The sequence below is a fragment of the Sphingomonas sp. CCH5-D11 genome, assembly GCF_001557395.1.
Classification (GTDB): Bacteria; Pseudomonadota; Alphaproteobacteria; order Sphingomonadales; family Sphingomonadaceae; genus Sphingomonas.
In genome coordinates this window covers 1-12,742 of record NZ_LSKH01000063.1, presented here as the reverse complement: position 1 = coordinate 12,742, position 12,742 = coordinate 1, and the positions used below count along the sequence as shown (strand labels likewise).

The following is a 12,742-nucleotide window of genomic DNA, read 5'->3' as shown; positions in this document are numbered from 1 at the left end:
CCGCCGCTGCCGTCTCGCTGGCGACGGGGAGGATGACGTAATCGCCCGGCAGACGATCGGTGAGGGCGTCGACGGATGACGCGCCTTCCGCCTTGGGCAGGACGATGCCGTCGAGCGCGAGGCCGGCGAGCGCCTCCAGATCGGCGGCGACCTCATCGCTGTCGATCGGGTTGATGCGCACGAAGATCGCCGGGCCGCCATCGCGCGGCGCCTCGATCCAGGCGCGGACGGCGGCGCGTGCCTCGGCCTTGCGATTGGGGGCGACGGCGTCCTCGAGATCGAGGATCAGCGCGTCGGCGCCGGTCGCGACTGCCTTGGGGAAGCGTTCCGGACGGTCGCCGGGGACGAACAGGAGCGAGCGCAGCCTCACTTGCCCATCTCCGCCAGCTTGCGTTCCCAGGCGAGCGCATCGCGCACGATGCCGTCGAGATCGGCGCGCTTCGGCTGCCAGTCGAGCGCGGCGAGGATCGCGCTATTGTCCGCCACCAGCTCGGCCGGGTCGCCGGCGCGGCGGCCCTCGATGCGGCGCTCGATCGTCATGTTGGTGACGCGATCGACCGCGTCGAGCACTTCGAGGACCGAGAAGCCGCGGCCGTAGCCGCAGTTGAAGGTGAAGCTTTCGGCCGGCGCGGCGATCAGCTGCTTCAAGGCGGCGACATGCGCGTCGGCGAGGTCGGAGACGTGGATGTAATCGCGCACGCCGGTGCCGTCGCGGGTGGCGAAATCGGTGCCGAACACGCCGACGGCCGGGCGCTTGCCGGTCGCCGCCTCGACCGCGATCTTGATGAGGTGCGTCGCACCAACGGTGGACTGGCCACTGCGCCCCTCAGGATCGGCGCCGGCGACATTGAAATAGCGCAGCGCGCCATAGTTCATCGGATGCGCCGCCGACACATCGCGCAGCATCGCCTCGGTCATCAGCTTCGACATGCCATAGGGGTTGATCGGCGCCTGCGGATCGCCCTCGGTGATCGGAACCTTGGTCGGGTTGCCGTAGGTCGCCGCAGTCGACGAGAAGATGAAGTGCGGCACGCCTTCCGCCACCGCGCTTTCGATCAGGCTGCGCGTCGCGGCGGTGTTGTTGCGATAATATTTGAGCGGGTCGCTGACCGACTCCGGCACCACGACCGAGCCGGCGAAGTGCATGATCGCCTGCACGCCATGTTCGCGGATCACGTCGCGCACGCCAGCATCCTCGACGGCGATGTTGACGAAGGCGGCGCGCGGGTCGACGGCCCAATCGAAGCCGGTCACGAGATTGTCGATCACCACCACCTGGTAACCGGCATCGAGCAGCGCCAGCACCGCATGGCTGCCGATGTACCCGGCCCCGCCCGTTACCATCACCTTGCCGTCGAATGCTGCCATGCGTGTGCTCCTTTGCGCGCGCCCTAGCGGCTTCCTACATAAGCGGCAAAGGAGACCTTCCCCATGACCGAATATGCGACGCTGGCCGGTGGCTGCTTCTGGTGCACCGAGGCCGTGTTCAAGGACGTGATCGGCGTCGAGAGCGTCGAGAGCATCTATATCGGCGGCACGGTGCCCAATCCGACCTACAAGCAGGTCTGCGGCGGCGACACTGGCCATGCCGAGGCGATCCGTGTCGGCTTCGATCCGGAGCAGGTGAGCTATGCCGACCTGCTCGACATCTTCTTCGCCACGCATGATCCGACGCAGCTGAACCGCCAGGGCAACGACGTGGGCACGCAATATCGCTCGGCCATCTTCCCGATGACGGTGATGCAGGAAGAGCAGGCAAACCAGGCGATCGCCCGGGCGCAGGCCGACCATGACAAGCCGATCGTCACCACGATCGAGCAGGCCGACGAATATTATCCGGCGGAGGATTATCACCAGGATTATTGGGACGGTGAAGGGCAGCGGAACCCGTATTGCCTGGCGGTGATCCCGCCCAAGCTGCAGAAGCTGCGCAAGAGCTTCGCGGCGCGGTCCAAAGCGGCGACGGTCGCCGCCTGACGCCATGACGTTCGACCTCCGCGCGGCGCTGCTGAAAAAGGCGGAGGTCGAGACCGCGCGGCTGGTGGATTTCGAGTTCCGGCTGCGGGCGCGGACGATGCGCTTGCTGGCGGCGCGGATCGGGGCGGAGCCAGAGGCGCTGGTCGCACGCATCGTTCGGGCGGATGACGCCATGATCGTCGCGGAACTGGCACAGGCACGGGGTCTGGCATTCGAGGCGCTGGAGCTGGACTACCGCCAGAGCGCTGCGAAAGCGCGGACGCAACTGGTGGCCGAGCGTGGCGATCCGTCGCCGTACCGGCTTGCCTGAACCTAGCGGTGTGCGGCGCGGCGCAGACGATCGTTGATCGCTTCGCCGATGCCCTCGCCGGGCACCGGCGCGATGGCGATGCGCGGCGGCTGGGCCGCGTCGGCGCGGTGGAGCGCATCAAAGAGGCGGGCGGCGGCCTCGACCGGATCGCCGGCGGCCGACAGCGTGTCGTCTCCCGTGATGGCGCCGAAACCGATCAGCCATTCGTCGCCCTGACGTTCACGCGCGTCCAAGCGAAGCGGCTTGGCGGGCGCATAGTGCGTGGCGAGCTGGCCGGGCGCGGTGATGCGGTCGTCCTTGGGCGCGGCGGGCAGGCCGAGTTGGTCGGCGGTGATCGGGCCGGGGCGCAGGATCGCGCCGCTTCCGGCCCCGAAGCCCACAATGGTGGACTCGAGGCCAGCGGTGGTCGGGCCATCGTCCAGGATCAGCGGCACGCGGCTCCCCAGGCTGGCGGCGACATGCGCCGCACGCGTGGGGCTGATCGCGTTGCTGGCGTTGGCGGACGGAGCGGCGAGCGGGCGGCCCGATGCGCTGAGCAGCGCCTGCATCGCGCGGTGCGCCGGGACGCGGAGCGCGATCGTATCGAGGCCGGCGGTGACCAGGCCGGCGATGCCCGTATCAGGGCGGAGCGGCAGGACGAGGGTGAGCGGGCCGGGCCACCAGCGCTGCGCCAAGGCGCGCGCGGCAGCGTCGACATGCGCGATTCGCTCCGCCGCCTGGAGATCGGGCAGGTGGACGATCAACGGGTTGAAGCTGGGACGCCCCTTGGCGGCATAGATGCGCGCGACCGCATCGGCATTGGTCGCGTCCGCGGCAAGCCCATATACCGTCTCGGTCGGCACGGCGACGATCCCGCCCGCCTGGATCAGCGCCGCCGCCTCCGCGATCGCGGCGTCGCCGAAGTTCAGGATTCGAGGGATTTGAGCCGTCATCGCCGGACGGTATAGCGGCGCGAGACTGGAGAAGAACATGCCTTACACTGCCCCGATCGCCGAGCAGCGGTTCGTGCTCGAGCAAATCGTGCGGATCGACGAGCTTGCCGCTACGGATCGCTACGCTGCCGCCAGCCCCGACGTGATCGACGCGGTGCTTGAGGGAATCGGGCAATTGGCGGAAGGCGAATGGGCACCGCTGGCGCGGGCGGGCGACACGGTCGGCGCCAAGTGGACGCCGGACGGCGTGGTAATGCCGCAAGGGTATCGCGAGGCATATCGCACGTATGTCGAGGGCGGCTGGGGGACGATCGGCGTGCCCGAGGAGTTCGGCGGGCAGGGCCTGCCGTTCGCGGTGCAATGCGCCGTGCTGGAGACGCTGGGCAGCGCCAACATGGGCTTCGCGCTGGCGCCGATCCTGTCGGTGGGCGCGATCGAGGCGCTGCAGCACCACGGCACGCCCGAGCAGCAGGCGACCTGGCTGCCCAAGCTCGCGACGGGCGAATGGACCGGCACGATGAACCTGACCGAGCCGCAGGCGGGCAGCGATGTCGGCGCGCTGCGCGCAACCGCTACGCCGCGCGGCGATGGCACCTTCTCGATCAAGGGCACCAAGATCTTCATCTCGTTCGGTGACCATGACCTCGCCGACAATATCGTCCACCTCGTGCTTGCCCGCACGCCGGATGCGCCCAAGGGGACCAAGGGGATCTCGCTGTTCCTGGTGCCCAAGGTGCGCAGCGACGGCACGCCGAACGACGTTCGCGTGGTGTCGATCGAGCACAAGATGGGGCTGCATGCCTCGCCGACCTGCGTGCTCTCCTTCGGCGACCATGACGATTGCGTCGGCGAGCTGATCGGTCCCGAGTTCGGCGGGATGCGCGCCATGTTCACGATGATGAACAACGCCCGCCTCAACGTCGGGCTTCAGGGCGTGCAGGTGGCCGAGGCGGCGACGCAGAAGGCGGTGGAATATGCCCGCGAGCGCGTCCAGGGCGCGCGCGAGGGCAAGGCCGCGGCCATCATCGAGCATCCCGACGTCCGCCGCATGTTGATGCGGATGAAGGCGCAGACGCAGGCGGCGCGCGCCTTGGTCTATTATGCCGCCGGCCAGGTGGATCGTGCGACCATGGGCGACGCGTCGGCGCGCGACCGGCTGGAGATCGCCACTCCGCTCGCCAAGGCGCATGGCACCGACCTTGGCAATGAAGTCGCCAGCATCGGCGTGCAGGTGCACGGCGGCATGGGATATATCGAAGAGACGGGCGCGGCGCAGTTCTTCCGCGATGCGCGGATCACTCCGATCTATGAAGGCACCAACGGCATTCAGGCGGCAGACCTGGTAGGGCGCAAGCTGTCGTTGTCCAACGGCGCGGCGTTCGCGACGCTGATCGAGGATCTGCGTGGGGCGGCGCATCCGGCGCTCGGCGAGCTGGTGGCCGCGTGTGACTCGGTCGGCCGGCGCTTGCAGACGGCGGACGCGGATGATCGGCTGGCGGCGAGCTATCCCTTCCTGACCATGCTGTCGGTCGCGACCTGCGGCTGGCTGCTGGAGCGCGAGGCAGCGGCGGCTGGCGACGATGCGTTTGGGCGAGCGAAGAAAGCGGTGGTCGCCTTCTACCTCGACCAGATCGTGCCGGAGGCGCTGGGCTTGCGCGCCGCAGCCGAAGCGCCCGCGGCGGCGCTCTATGCGCTCGAGGCGGAGGCGTTTGCCGCATGAGCGTGCCTTTCAACCTGCCGGCCTATCTGGAGCGTATCCGCCTGCCGGCGCGCGTGACGGTCGACCATCACGGGCTTGCCGCCGTGCAGAGAGCGCACCGGCTGGCGATTCCATTCGAGAATCTCGACGTCGCGCTGGGACGCGGGATCAACATCTCGTCGGATGCGGTATTCGGTAAGCTCGTCGTCGGCGGGCGTGGCGGCTATTGCTTCGAGCATAACCGGCTGTTCCTCGACGCGCTGGCAGCGCTGGGCTTCGAGGCGCGGCCGCTGTTGGCGCGGGTGTGGCTCAACGGCGGCGACGTGCCGCCCAAGACGCATACGCTGAGCCTCGTCACGATCGATGGGGAAGAATGGATCGCCGATCCGGGCTTTGGCGGCAGCTATACGCCGCCCATGCCGCTGGTGGAGGGCGCGGAAGCCGTGGCGCCCGATGGCGCGACGTTCCGGCTGGTGCGTGAGGCCGCGCATGGCTGGATGCTGCTGCGCGACGGACATAGCGCCACGACGGATGGACGGGGCGGGGGCGAGGGATACCAGCCGCAGTACAGCTTCACGACCGATACCATATGGCCGGCGGATCTGGAGGTGTCGAACCGCTGGACCTCCACTGCGCCGGACACCCGCTTTACCACGCTGAAGGTGGTGAGCATCGTCCTGCCGCACGGTTTCGCCACGCTGACCGACCGGCAATATCGCCGGCGGGCGGGCGAAGAGGAAACGGCGGCGGTGATCGAGGATCCACGCGTCTATCGCATGCGCCTGAGCATGATGTTCGGCATCGACCTGTCAAAGGAAGAGGTCGCGGCGCTCGGGTTGTTCTGAGCGGGGTAGGCGTTCCCACACAAGTCCGTCATCCCCGCGGAGGCGGGGATCCATGGGCGCTGTCGGTACGATGGGCTTGCGACGTCAGCGCTTAGGATTCCCGCCTTCGCGGGAATGACGGGTGGCTGGAGGGGTGAGCGGAGCAGTCCTCCCCCGTTTGTGTTGAGCCCGTCGAAGCACATGGGCGTGGCACGCCCTTCGACAGGCTCAGGGCGAACGGGTGGTTTCGGCCTTACGCCTCCACCTCGATCACGCCGTCGCTGAGCTCGTCCGCGAACAGCGCCTTCACCACGTCGTCGCGGGCGGTGAGCGTGGCGCGCTGGTTCACATAGCCCTTGTCGGTGATTTCGCCCGCGTCGATCGACGGCGGCGTGCGCAGCACGGCGAAGCGGCGGACGCGGCGTGACGAGCCGCCGGCGGTGGCGTTGAACGCCTCCAGCCTCTCCTTCACCAGTCCCTCCAGCGCCGGGATCGGATCAGAGCCGGGCGCTGCCTCCGCCAGGGTCTGCAACGCTGCGGGGGAGGGCCAGGCGAGGACGGCGATGAACGGCTTGTCCTGACCGGCGATCACCACATCCTGGATGTACGGCGAGCAGGCGGCGCAGATATCGGGGCGAAGCGTGCCGACCGACACCCAGGTGCCGGTGGACAGCTTGAAATCCTCCGTGACGCGCCCGTCGAACACGAGGCCGAGTTCCGGCCGATCGGGATCGAGGAACTTCGCCGCGTCACCCAGCATGTAATAGCCTTCCTCGTCGAAGGCAGCGGCGGTCTTTTCGGGATCGTTGTGATAGCCGGTGGTGACGGTCGGGCCCTTTACGCGCACCTCCAGCTTGGCGCCGTTGGGCACCAGCTTCAGCGTCGATCCCGGCAGCGGAAGCCCGATCAGGCCGACGCGCTCCGACGCCCAATGGACCACGGTGACGCCCAGCGTCTCGGTCGCGCCATACATGGTGGTGAAGGGCATGCGCTCGCCCGTTTCGGCAACCGCCAGCGCCTGCATGCGATCATACAGGTCATCGGAAAGTGTCGCGCCACCATAGCCCATGCCGCGCAGGTTCTTGAAGAACGCCTGCCTGAGCGTCGCATCGCGCTCCATCGCATCGGCCAGCATGGCGAAGGCGACCGGCGCGGAGCCGAAGCTCATCGGCGAAACCTCGCGCAGGTTGGCGATGGTCGTTTCGAACAGACCCGGTACCGGCTTGCCCTCGTCGATGTAGAGCGTGCCGCCGCCGGCGATATTGGCGTTGAAGTGGATCGTGCCGGCCGAGATGTGATTCCACGGCATCCAATCGAGCGAGATCGGGTGATCAACGGGATCGGGATCGTCGCGCAGCCCCTCGGACGCGGCGATCAGGTTCACGAACATGCCCTGATGCTGCGGCACGCCCTTTGGCATGCCTGTGGAGCCGGAGGTGAAAAGGTATTTGCCGACCGTGTCATGGGTCAGCGCCTCACGCGCCGCATCCACCGCCGGCGTGGCGACGGTGCCGGTCAACTCGGCAAAGGGAATGGTGCCAGCGCCGCCGTCAATGGTGACAAAGGTGAGCGAGGGATCAAGCTCCCGCAGCGTTTCGAACGCGCGGGCAAACGTTTCCGAGTTTTCGGCGAAGACGATGCGCGGGCGCACGGTGTTGAAGCAATGCTTCAGCTTCGCGTGATCGGTGGAAACCAGGCTGTAGGCCGGGCTGAGCGGTGCGATCGGCACACCGGCGGTGAAGCAGCCAAGCATCAGGATGCCATGCGCCACCGAATTGCCGCTGATGCACATCACGGCATCGCCGGCGCCGAGCCCGCGATCGAGCAGCCATTGCGCAACGCTGTCCGCGGCCTTCTTTCCCTCGCCATAGGTGACGCCCTGCCACGGGCCATGGCCCGGTGCGCGCTGCATCAGCCACGGGCGATCGGGATGAAGCGCCGCCTTCTCGGCCATCACGTGCGGGATCGAGCGGGCCGGCGTGCCCATGGCGTGGTTCGAACTGACGAGGATGGCGCCATCCGGGCGATGCTCGACGGAAATGTCCGGCCCCTTCTGCGGCAGGCGGCGGAAGGGAGGCGGATTTGTCATGGCCGGCGCAGTCGCCATCGGGGTCTCTCCTGAAGTTTGTCCCGATATAAGCCAGCCGTATTACGTTCGCCTAGCGCTGATTGTGCGCCTTACCGCCGTCCCGCACCGCCACATGGACCAGAACGGCGGTGGACAGGAGAATCGAGGAAACGAGCCCGCCGATCGCGAGCAGCCCGCCGCTCGTCACCTCGATCCGCGCGTCCATCCGGTGGCGCTTGCCCAGCCGGATCGTCGCACGCGCGCGGTGATGAATCGGAGCGGCGGCGCCGACCCGCGACACAGGGTGGATCAATGTGCCAGCCATGTGCCGGTAACGCTGCGGCTGGGTTGGAGGTTCAACCGCTGCGCGCCCGTCAGCCGGGCAGGGTGACGGACCAGGATCTCGGCATTACGGCAGGACGGACAAAAAGCGGGAGCGAGGGGAATGGAGCATATCGAGGGCTGGTCGCCGGTCGCGACCGAGCAGCAGGACGATCTGGTCGCGGCGCCGCTGCGCCGGCTGGCCGCCCTGTTCGATCATGACGGTGCGCATTGGCCCGGTGGCGAACTGCCGCCGCTGGCGCATTGGTTGTTCTTCCTGCCCGAAGCGCCGCAATCCACGATCGGCGTGGACGGGCATCCCGCGCGCGGCGCCGTCCTGCCGCCGATCGAGGCACCGCGCCGCATGTGGGCGGGCGGGCGGCTCAGCTTTCACGCGCCCTTGCCGATCGGCGCGCAGGCCACGCGGCGCAGCATCGTCACCGACGTGAAGGTGAAGGACGGGCGATCCGGGCAGCTAACCTTCGTGACGGTGCGGCATGACATCACCGTGGATGGCGCGATCGCGGTGGTCGAAGAGCAGGATCTGGTGTTTCGCGGAGCAGGCAACGGCACGCCGCCAAGAGCGCCCGCCGATCCGCGCATGGCGGAGGCGCGGCGAGAGGTGCGGTTCGATGCGACCGCGCTGTTCCGTTTCTCGGCGCTGACCTTCAACGCGCACCGCATCCATTACGACCGCCCATATGCGGTGACGGAGGAACTGTACCCGGACCTGGTGGTGCATGGGCCATATCAAGCGATGCTGCTGGCCGATCACCTGCTGCGCAGCCGCCCGGGCGCGCGGCTGACGCACTTTTCCTTCCGTGGCGCGCGGCCGTTGTTCGTGGATCGCGCGGCGGCGCTGAACCTTGCGGGCGAAGGGCAAGTGTCGCTGTGGACGACGGATCAGGACGGCTGCGCCTGCATGGAAGCAGAGGCGCGGCTGGCCTGATCAATCAGGCATCGGGTCGGCGATCAGCAGCGGGTCGATCCGGGCATCCTTCCACTTCATCGCCCAGTGGAGGTGCGGCCCCGAGGCCCGGCCGGTGGCGCCGATCGCACCGACCACCTGCCCCTGACGAACGCGCGTGCCAACCGGCACGTCGATGCGCGACAGGTGAAGAAAGGCGCTGTTCAGGCCCATGCCGTGGTCGATGATCAGCAGATTGCCCTCCAGCGTGAAGGGCGCGTCGGCGGCGAGAACCACCACGCCGTCCGCCGGCGCCACGACCGGCGTTCCGGTGGGACGCGCCACGTCGACGCCCGAATGGTAGGAGCCGGGCTCCCCGCGATAAATGCGCTGCGCCCCGAACAGGCCGGAGATCCGGCCCGTCACCGGCCAGATGATGCGCTGACGCCAGCCTTCCGCGGCCTCCATCCGGCCTCGCGCGGCCTCTATCTGGGCAAGTTCGGCCGGACGGCGGCGCTGGAAATCCGCGCTGGGCACGGGATATTTTGCGACACGATCCAGCCGTTCGATGCGCCACGCACGCGGGGCCACCGACAGATGGTGAGTCGCGGTCCGGCCATCACTGAGGCGCGCCGTCAGCACCGATGCGGGGCCGGCGTCGCGGTCGAACGCGATCACGAAGCGGCGGTCGGCGGCAATCGTGACGGGCGTGCCGTCCTTCAGCAGTTCCACCGTTCCAACAGGCGCAGTGCCGAGCATCAGGCCGCCCTGACTGGCGGTGCCGCTGATTGCGAAACGCGGGGGCGGGAGCGGAGCGGGTGCCGGCGCAGGGGGCGCGACCGGCGCCGACCGCACGGCCGGCAGCGGTTCGGGCGCGCTCGCCGCCGGCGCGACGCAAGCGGCAAGGACGAGCGGGAGCAATGCTGCCGGCACGGCCGGCTTCATTGCGGCGCCATCGCCTCCGCCGACAAGGCCGCGCTGGCAAAGGCGCGCTGCGTGGCAACGTCCCAATAGCGCAGATCCTCGATCGCAATGCGCGCGCCGCTCACGCCGCAGACCACATGATCGCCGGGGGTGAGCACACGAAAGCCATTGGCCATGTAGTGGATCCGCGCAGGGCGATCGGTTTTCGACATCAACATATTCAACCTTCCTAAAGCAGCGTCGGCTGTTCGGGTTTCGCCGGGGAGTAGGAGCGCGCACGAGCGCCCTCAACCTTTGTCTCCACGGCGCCGTCAGCAAACTTCAGCGTCAGCGCGCCCGCCGCCCTGGCAGCCGCCGCGCTGGTCAGCGTCGCGCCGGCGCGATCGGTCACGCGGGCATAGCCGCGGGCAAGCGGCGCATCGGGATCGACCGAGGCGAGCAGCCGGCCGAGATCCTCCAGCCGCTGACGCGCGCCTTCCAGCCGGCGCTGGAGCAAAGCGGGGCGCAGCACCGCGCCGGTGCGGTCAAGTTCGCCGCGCGCCCGCACGACGCGCCGTTCGAGGCCACGATCAAGCCGCGCGCCAAGATCGTCCACGCGCTGCCGCTGGGGGCCGAGCAGGCGATCGCGGCTGGGCAGCAGCCGCGCCATCGCGTCCAGCCGCTCGCGCCCGCGTTCGACATAGCGCCGCGCGCAGCGCTCGATCCGCTGCCCGTGCGCGCCAACAGTGAAGCGCAGATCGGCCAGCACCGGCACCGCCAGCTCCGCCGCCGCAGTCGGCGTCGGCGCGCGCAGGTCGGCGGCGTGGTCGCAAAGGGTGGTGTCGGTCTCGTGCCCGACGGCGGAGATGATCGGGATCGAACAGGCGGCGACGGCGCGCACCACCGCCTCCTCGTTGAACGCCCAGAGATCCTCGATCGAGCCGCCGCCCCGCGCCACGATGACGAGATCGGGGCGAAGGTGATCGGGCAAGGCGTCAAAGCCCCGCACCGCGGCGGCCACTTCGTTCGCGGCACCATCGCCCTGCACCTTCACCGGCCAGACCAGCACGTGGCTGGGGCAGCGATCCTCCAGCCGGTGAAGGATGTCGCGGATCACGGCGCCGGTGGGCGAGGTGACGACGCCGATGCGGCGTGGCATGAACGGGAGCGGCGCACGCGCCTTTGACTTGGCGAACAGGCCCTCGGCATCGAAGCGGGCCTTGTTGCGCTCCAGCAGCGCCATGAGCGCGCCGGCGCCGGCCAGCTCCATGCGTTCAATGATGATCTGATATTTGGATCGGCCGGGATAGGTGGTGAGGCGGCCGGTCGCGACCACCTCGATCCCGTCCTCGGGGCGAAAGGCGAGGCCAGCCGCCTGCCCCTTCCAGATGACGCCGTCGATCACGGCAGCGTCGTCCTTCAGGCAGAGATAGCAATGGCCGGAGGCGACCCGCTTGTAGCCGGAAATCTCGCCGCGCAGGCGGACATGGCTGAATTCGCCCTCCACCACCCGCTTGAGCCGGGACGAAAGCTCGCCCACCGACATGGCGGCGGCGTTGTCCCCGGGGGTCGGGTCCGCTACCAGCCGCGCGGAAACGTCGAAAAAGGGGTCGGGCATGAACGTCCTGCTGATCGGATCGGGCGGGCGCGAGCACGCTCTGGCATGGAAACTCGCGCAATCTGAACGCATAGATACGCTCTATGCCGCGCCCGGCAACCCCGGCATCGCGCAGCATGCGACGGTTCCGGACCTGAACGTGTCGGATCACCGCGCGGTGATCGACTTCATCCGGCGGCACCAGATCGGGCTGGTCGTGGTCGGCCCCGAGGCGCCGCTGGTCGAAGGACTGGCCGACAATATCCGCACCGTCGGCGTGCCGGTGTTCGGACCCGGGCGCGAGGCGGCGAAGCTGGAGGGATCCAAGGGCTTCACCAAAGATCTGTGCGCGCGCGTCGGCATTCCGACGGCGCGCTATTTCCGTGTGACGTCCAAGGACGGGGCGCTTGCCTGCCTGGACGATTTCGCGGACGGCGAGCAGCTGCGCTGCGTCATCAAGGCGGACGGGCTGGCGGCCGGCAAGGGCGTGGTGGTGGCGATGACCCGCGCCGAGGCGGAGGCGGCGATCGCCGCGCTGTTCACCGGCGGACCGGCGGAAGCGGTGATCGAGGAGTTCCTGGAGGGTGAGGAGGCGAGCCTCTTCGTCCTGTCGGACGGCACCAGCATCGCAAGCTTCGGCAGCGCGCAGGATCACAAGCGCGTCGGCGACGGGGACACCGGGCCCAATACCGGCGGCATGGGCGCCTATTCTCCTGCCGCCGTGCTCACCCCTGAACTGGAGGAGCGGGCGCTGGGCGAGATCGTTCGCCCGACGATCGACGCGCTGGCGGCGGCGGGCACGCCCTATATCGGCGTTCTCTACGCGGGGCTGATGCTGACGACCGAAGGGCCCAAGCTGATCGAGTATAATGTCCGCTTCGGCGATCCTGAATGCCAGGTGCTGATGGCGCGGTTCGAAGGCGACCTCTTGGAGACGCTGCTGTCGGTGGCGGAAGGGCGGCTGGCCGATGCGCCCGCGCCCGCCTTCGCCGAGGCGGTCGCGCTGACGGTGGTGATGGCAGCGAACGGCTATCCGGGCACGCCCGAGACGGGCGGGGCGATCGGCGGCGTGGATGCGGCGGAGGCAACGGGCGCGGTGGTATTCCAGGCGGGCACGACCGAAGCGAACGGGCAGCTGGTCTCCGCCGGCGGGCGCGTGCTGGCGGTGACCGCGACGGGCAGCACCGTCGCCGAGGCGCAGCGC

The 12,742-nt window shown here is 68.8% G+C and carries 14 protein-coding genes; 6 read left to right on the top strand and 8 right to left on the bottom strand.

Features of this window, described 5'->3' with window-relative positions; translation table 11 throughout:
- Both AX702_RS03985 and galE read right to left on the bottom strand, forming a co-directional pair.
- On the bottom strand, positions 1 to 370 hold a 370-nt coding region (locus AX702_RS03985), incomplete at its 3' end, for an HpcH/HpaI aldolase/citrate lyase family protein (protein ID WP_231731719.1).
- Positions 367 to 1,368, bottom strand: coding sequence for a UDP-glucose 4-epimerase GalE (gene galE / locus AX702_RS03980; protein WP_066776449.1), 1,002 nt, complete (start codon positions 1,366 to 1,368; stop codon positions 367 to 369). The genes AX702_RS03985 and galE, both read right to left, overlap by 4 nt.
- A 63-nt stretch (positions 1,369 to 1,431) precedes the next feature.
- On the opposite strand from galE, the gene msrA reads away from it, so the two are divergent.
- Both msrA and AX702_RS03970 read left to right on the top strand, forming a co-directional pair.
- Positions 1,432 to 1,977 (top strand): peptide-methionine (S)-S-oxide reductase MsrA, encoded by a 546-nt coding sequence (gene msrA, locus AX702_RS03975; RefSeq protein ID WP_066776447.1) that lies wholly within the window; start codon positions 1,432 to 1,434, stop codon positions 1,975 to 1,977.
- Positions 1,978 to 1,981: 4 nt separating this feature from the next.
- Positions 1,982 to 2,287, top strand: a complete 306-nt coding sequence (locus AX702_RS03970; protein ID WP_066776445.1) for a hypothetical protein — start codon at positions 1,982 to 1,984, stop codon at positions 2,285 to 2,287.
- A 2-nt stretch (positions 2,288 to 2,289) separates the two neighbouring features.
- Here the strand turns inward: AX702_RS03970 and AX702_RS03965 are convergent, their stop codons facing one another.
- Complete coding sequence (locus tag AX702_RS03965) at positions 2,290 to 3,219, bottom strand: L-threonylcarbamoyladenylate synthase (RefSeq protein WP_066776452.1); 930 nt, start codon at positions 3,217 to 3,219, stop codon at positions 2,290 to 2,292.
- Positions 3,220 to 3,256: 37 nt separating this feature from the next.
- On the opposite strand from AX702_RS03965, the gene AX702_RS03960 reads away from it, so the two are divergent.
- On the top strand, positions 3,257 to 4,939 hold the full coding sequence (locus AX702_RS03960) for an acyl-CoA dehydrogenase (protein ID WP_066776443.1): 1,683 nt from the start codon (positions 3,257 to 3,259) through the stop codon (positions 4,937 to 4,939).
- Entirely contained in the window at positions 4,936 to 5,763 is an 828-nt protein-coding gene (locus tag AX702_RS03955; RefSeq protein ID WP_066776441.1) for an arylamine N-acetyltransferase family protein, read from the top strand. The genes AX702_RS03960 and AX702_RS03955 overlap by 4 nt, the downstream gene beginning before the upstream one ends.
- A 232-nt stretch (positions 5,764 to 5,995) precedes the next feature.
- Here the strand turns inward: AX702_RS03955 and AX702_RS03950 are convergent, their stop codons facing one another.
- Positions 5,996 to 7,849 (bottom strand): AMP-binding protein, encoded by a 1,854-nt coding sequence (locus AX702_RS03950; protein ID WP_066776438.1) that lies wholly within the window; start codon positions 7,847 to 7,849, stop codon positions 5,996 to 5,998.
- A gap of 52 nt (positions 7,850 to 7,901) precedes the next feature.
- Positions 7,902 to 8,135: a hypothetical protein gene (locus AX702_RS03945; RefSeq protein ID WP_066776436.1), complete on the bottom strand. Its 234-nt coding sequence runs from the start codon at positions 8,133 to 8,135 to the stop codon at positions 7,902 to 7,904.
- A 120-nt stretch (positions 8,136 to 8,255) separates the two neighbouring features.
- Between AX702_RS03945 and AX702_RS03940 the strand changes: the two genes are divergently transcribed.
- Positions 8,256 to 9,080 (top strand): FAS1-like dehydratase domain-containing protein, encoded by an 825-nt coding sequence (locus AX702_RS03940; protein ID WP_066776434.1) that lies wholly within the window; start codon positions 8,256 to 8,258, stop codon positions 9,078 to 9,080.
- On the opposite strand, the gene AX702_RS03935 is transcribed toward AX702_RS03940, so the two are convergent.
- From AX702_RS03935 to xseA, 3 genes are read right to left on the bottom strand one after another with little or no spacing between them, the layout of a single operon-like run.
- Positions 9,081 to 9,983 (bottom strand): M23 family metallopeptidase, encoded by a 903-nt coding sequence (locus AX702_RS03935; RefSeq protein WP_066776427.1) that lies wholly within the window; start codon positions 9,981 to 9,983, stop codon positions 9,081 to 9,083.
- The gene (locus AX702_RS03930) at positions 9,980 to 10,180 is read right to left on the bottom strand and encodes a DUF2093 domain-containing protein (protein ID WP_066776425.1); all 201 of its coding nucleotides are present in this window, start codon (positions 10,178 to 10,180) and stop codon (positions 9,980 to 9,982) included. Before AX702_RS03930 ends, AX702_RS03935 begins: the two co-directional genes overlap by 4 nt.
- A gap of 11 nt (positions 10,181 to 10,191) precedes the next feature.
- On the bottom strand, positions 10,192 to 11,559 hold the full coding sequence (gene xseA, locus AX702_RS03925; RefSeq protein ID WP_066776422.1) for an exodeoxyribonuclease VII large subunit: 1,368 nt from the start codon (positions 11,557 to 11,559) through the stop codon (positions 10,192 to 10,194).
- Here xseA and purD point away from each other — a divergent pair.
- Positions 11,558 to 12,742, top strand: a 1,185-nt coding sequence (gene purD / locus AX702_RS03920; protein ID WP_066776419.1) for a phosphoribosylamine--glycine ligase, incomplete at its 3' end; no start/stop codon positions are given. The two genes, xseA and purD, sit on opposite strands and share 2 nt — an antisense overlap.

Excerpts from the sequence above, each read along its gene's own strand:
- xseA (WP_066776422.1), bottom strand. The coding sequence starts at position 11,559 with ATGCCCGACCCCTTTTTCGACGTTTCCGCGCGGCTGGTAGCGGACCCG.
- AX702_RS03965 (WP_066776452.1), bottom strand. The coding sequence starts at position 3,219 with ATGACGGCTCAAATCCCTCGAATCCTGAACTTCGGCGACGCCGCGATC.
- galE (WP_066776449.1), bottom strand. The coding sequence starts at position 1,368 with ATGGCAGCATTCGACGGCAAGGTGATGGTAACGGGCGGGGCCGGGTAC.
- AX702_RS03955 (WP_066776441.1), top strand. The coding sequence starts at position 4,936 with ATGAGCGTGCCTTTCAACCTGCCGGCCTATCTGGAGCGTATCCGCCTG.
- AX702_RS03960 (WP_066776443.1), top strand. The coding sequence starts at position 3,257 with ATGCCTTACACTGCCCCGATCGCCGAGCAGCGGTTCGTGCTCGAGCAA.
- msrA (WP_066776447.1), top strand. The coding sequence starts at position 1,432 with ATGACCGAATATGCGACGCTGGCCGGTGGCTGCTTCTGGTGCACCGAG.
- AX702_RS03940 (WP_066776434.1), top strand. The coding sequence starts at position 8,256 with ATGGAGCATATCGAGGGCTGGTCGCCGGTCGCGACCGAGCAGCAGGAC.
- AX702_RS03950 (WP_066776438.1), bottom strand. The coding sequence starts at position 7,849 with ATGGCGACTGCGCCGGCCATGACAAATCCGCCTCCCTTCCGCCGCCTG.
- AX702_RS03930 (WP_066776425.1), bottom strand. The coding sequence starts at position 10,180 with ATGTTGATGTCGAAAACCGATCGCCCTGCGCGGATCCACTACATGGCC.
- AX702_RS03935 (WP_066776427.1), bottom strand. The coding sequence starts at position 9,983 with ATGAAGCCGGCCGTGCCGGCAGCATTGCTCCCGCTCGTCCTTGCCGCT.
- AX702_RS03970 (WP_066776445.1), top strand. The coding sequence starts at position 1,982 with ATGACGTTCGACCTCCGCGCGGCGCTGCTGAAAAAGGCGGAGGTCGAG.
- AX702_RS03945 (WP_066776436.1), bottom strand. The coding sequence starts at position 8,135 with ATGGCTGGCACATTGATCCACCCTGTGTCGCGGGTCGGCGCCGCCGCT.